Origin of the sequence: Thermosynechococcus sp. OHK43, from assembly GCF_014466085.1 — a bacterium.
Lineage (GTDB): Bacteria > Cyanobacteriota > Cyanobacteriia > Thermosynechococcales > Thermosynechococcaceae > Thermosynechococcus.
This window is the reverse complement of sequence record NZ_JACOMP010000266.1, coordinates 1-3,913: the sequence shown is the minus strand read 5'-3', so window position 1 is coordinate 3,913 and position 3,913 is coordinate 1. Positions and strand designations below refer to the sequence as shown.

Below are 3,913 nucleotides of genomic sequence, written 5' to 3'. Positions count from 1 at the left end.
GGATTAACCAAGGGCAAATTGTTGCTCTCGAAGAACACCGCAATTTGCTGACGGGGGTCGAAATTGACCGTGAAGCCCTGCGCTTTTATCCCCATGGTGAAACGGCGGCCCACATCATTGGCTACATTGGGGAACTGAATGAAGAGGAACTGGCGGCGCGGCGAGATCAGGGCTATCGCCTTGGGGATGTTATAGGCAAAATGGGCGTGGAAGCCACCTATGAAAAAGTACTGCGGGGAACTTGGGGCGGTCAGCAGGTGGAGGTGGATGGCCAAGGCAAAGTCATTCGCATTCTTGGGCAAAAGGTGGCCCGCCCGGGGAATGATATTATGCTTTCGGTGGATTTAGACCTGCAAAAAGCGGCGGAAGCGGCCCTAGGGAGTCGACCGGGGGCGATCGTGGCGATGAATCCCCGCGATGGTTCGATTCTTGCTCTGGCCAGTTACCCTGCCTTTGACCCCAATTGGTTTGCTCGCCGTATGACCCAAGAGCAATGGGATGAGCTCCAGCGGCGGCAATTTCCCTTTGTCAACCGTGCCCTCCAAGGGTTTCCCCCCGCGAGTACGTTCAAAATTGTAACAACGGTGGCGGCTCTAGAGTCTGGGAAGTTCCGCCCTGATACTGTTCTCATGACCTATCCTGCTCTTTATACAGGGGGCTTTGCCTTCCACGATTGGAATCGGGCAGGCTTTGGGCCTTTGGGCTTTGCGGGCGCCTTAGCTTGGAGCAGTAACACCTTTTTTGGTCAAGTTGCACGTGCCATTGGTCCTGAAACGCTGATTGAGTGGGCACGGCGCTTTGGCATGGGCACCAAAACGGGCATTGACTTACCGGGAGAAGCAGCGGGCTTTGTCCCAGATCCCCAGTGGAAGCGGAAAACCTTTGGCGAAGGCTGGTACGACGGCGACACCTTAATCACGGCCATTGGCCAAGGGGCGTTGCAGGTGAGTCCGGTTCAAGCGGCGGTGATGTTTGCCGTGCCTGCGAATGGGGGCTACAAAGTGCGTCCGCACCTGATTGCTTCTGAAAATCCTGATCGCTGGCGACAGTCATTGAATTTGAAGCCTTCTACCGTACAAGTGCTCCGCCAAGGCTTACGACAGGTGGTGACCAATGGTACAGGAGCGGCTCTGAATATTGCCGAGGTGGCGATCGCCGGCAAAAGTGGTACAGGGGAAGATCCACCTCGCCCTAACCACACCTGGTTTGGCGCCTATGCCCCTGCCGAGAACCCGGAAATTGTTGTTGTGGCCTTTGCCGAAAACTCAGGGGGTGGCGGTGGGTCTGTCTGTGGCCCCATGGTCCTCAAGGTGATTCAGGCCTATATGCGGATTCGCGATCGCTAGAAGATTGTCATTCCCTAAGGTTGCGCCTAGAATTTGAAAGAATGGATGTGAGGGGATGAATCATGATCGAGCAGCGCGTCATTGCCCTTGGGCTGACACTGGGTCTATTGACAGCGACCTGGGGAACTCGCCAGAGTGTTGCCGAAACTGTGCCAGTCGAACCAGAAGCGGCTGCACCGATCCTAGTGAATCCTGTTCAACCAGTGGATAGTGAGCCTCTTGTGTTCTCCACAGAACCCGTGGATCCACCCCCCGGTAGTGAACCCCTCGAAAACCTTCAGCCCACCCGCGCCATTCCCATCGTGATCCAAGAACGCTCCACAGGCTGTCAAGCCATCGTTAGCGAGAGCATTCCCCACAACATTTGCCAAGCCCCAGGTCCTCAACCCCCCACCACCCCTGCCACCCGCCAACCCTCTGCTCCAGTCTTCCATCGCCCTGTGGTTGCTGCCAACCCAAGAAATGTTTTGCCATCTGCCCAAGCGGCTGCGCCCGCCTATGTACGTCAGCCTTTTCCAGGAGCGAATCCCTTGCGTTGGCTGACCGTCAACCGCGGCCAACTGCTCTTTCCCTTGCCGTTTCCGGTGCCCATTACCTCAACCTTCGGCTGGCGCATCCATCCCATTTTTGGCGATCGCCGCTTCCATTCAGGAACAGATTTGGGCGCTCCCCAAGGAACACCCGTGCTGGCGGTTTTTGATGGCCGCGTGGTTGAGTCCAACTGGCTAGGGGGCTATGGCCTCACCGTCATTTTGCAACACCCGCCAGAACCGCACCAAACCCTTTATGCCCATCTCTCCCAGACTTTTGTCAATCCTGGCCAATGGGTGAAGCAGGGGGATGTGATTGGCCTGGTGGGAAGTACAGGCAACGCCACAGGGCCGCACCTTCACTTTGAAATTCAGGAAATGACCGCCCAAGGGTTGGTTCCCGTGGCTCCCGAAGCGCGGTTAGAATTGGCCTTAGCCCAATTAAAGCGGGCGATCGCCCATGCGCGTCAGCAGTCGAATCGCACCTAGGTAGGACACCAATGGTTATTGCGACCTCCCCTCACACCGAGAATCCCCTATTGCGGGGCGATGGTTTTCCCCCCTTTGATCAGATTCAGGTGAGCCATGTTGAGCCCGCCCTGCGCCAACTGTTGCAGGAACTCACCCAAGAACTAGAAGCCCTTGAGCAATCCTTTACCCCCACGTGGGAAGGGTTAGTGGAACCCCTAGAACGCCTCAGCGATCGGTTGGATTGGACCTGGGGTATTGTTAGCCATCTTACAGGGGTCAAAAACAGTCCTGAGCTGCGTCAAGCCTACGAAGCAGTTCAACCCCAAGTGGTGGAATTCTACACCCGTCTGGGACAATCGCGCCCCCTCTATGAAGGCTTTAAGGCACTGGCTGCCAGTCCAGAATTTCAGAGCTATCCCCCCGCCCGCAAACGCATCGTTGAAGCAGCCATTCGCAATGCCGAACACAGTGGGGTTGGCCTCACCGGTGCCGCCAAGGAGCGCTTCAATGCCATTCAACTGGAACTGGCGGAGCTATCTACCCAATTCTCCAACAACCTTTTAGATGCCACCAAGGCCTTTCGCCTCAAGCTCACCCAACCCGATGAAGTGGCTGGACTTCCCCCCAGTTTACTGGCGCTGGCTGCCCAAACCGCTCGCCAAGATGGCATTGACACCGCAACTCCAGAAACAGGGCCATGGCACATTACCCTCGACTTCCCCAGCTTTGGCCCCTTTATGCAGCACAGCCAGCGGCGGGACTTGCGGGAACAGCTCTATCGTGCCTACATCTCCCGTGCCAGCAGTGGTGAGTGGGATAATCGGCCAATTCTTGAGCGCATCCTTGCCCTGCGCGTCGAAGAGGCCCAGCTTTTAGGATTCAACACCTATGCTGAACTCAGCCTTGCCAGCAAAATGGCAGACAGTGTGGCCAGTGTGGAACAACTCCTTGAGGAACTGCGCCAAGTCAGCTACAGTGCTGCTGCGCGGGAACTGGAAGAACTCAAAGCCTTTGCTGCTGCCCAAGGGGCACCCGAAGCCAATGATCTGCAGCACTGGGATATTCCCTATTGGGCAGAACGTCAGCGGGAAGCCCGCTTTGACTTCAAGGACGAGGAACTACGCCCCTACTTTCCTTTACCTCAAGTGCTTGAGGGTCTATTTGGCTTAGTGAAGCGGCTCTTTGGGGTGACGGTTGTGCCAGCCGATGGCCAAGTCCCCGTTTGGCATCCCGATGTGCGCTTTTTTGCGATTCTAGATGAAAACAATCTAACGATCGCCCACTTTTACCTTGATCCCTATAGCCGTCCTGGCGAGAAACGCGGTGGTGCCTGGATGGATGACTGCCTGGGTCGCGCTAAATATCGCCTGCAGGGAGAATGGCGTACCCGTTTACCCGTTGCCTACTTAATCTGCAATCAAACGCCGCCTGTGGATGGCAAGCCCAGCCTGATGACCTTTAGTGAAGTGGAAACCCTCTTCCACGAATTTGGCCATGGTTTGCACCACATGCTGACACGGGTGGACGAAGCGGGCGCTGCCGGCATTAACAATGTGGAGTTGGATG

Annotated in this window: 3 protein-coding genes; all 3 read left to right on the top strand. The window is 56.3% G+C overall.

Annotation, left to right across the window (positions count from 1 at the left end; translation table 11 throughout):
- On the top strand, window positions 1-1,346 hold a 1,346-nt coding region (mrdA, locus tag H8Q75_RS11550), incomplete at its 5' end, for a penicillin-binding protein 2 (RefSeq protein WP_297041861.1).
- A gap of 62 nt (window positions 1,347-1,408) precedes the next feature.
- On the top strand, window positions 1,409-2,365 hold the full coding sequence (locus H8Q75_RS11545) for a M23 family metallopeptidase (protein ID WP_024124486.1): 957 nt from the start codon (window positions 1,409-1,411) through the stop codon (window positions 2,363-2,365).
- Window positions 2,366-2,376: 11 nt separating this feature from the next.
- The coding region (locus tag H8Q75_RS11540) for a M3 family metallopeptidase (RefSeq protein WP_297041859.1) at window positions 2,377-3,913 on the top strand (1,537 nt) is incomplete at its 3' end.

Bases quoted from the DNA above. Each gene is read 5' to 3' on its own strand.
- H8Q75_RS11545 (WP_024124486.1), top strand. From the start codon at position 1,409: ATGATCGAGCAGCGCGTCATTGCCCTTGGGCTGACACTGGGTCTATTG.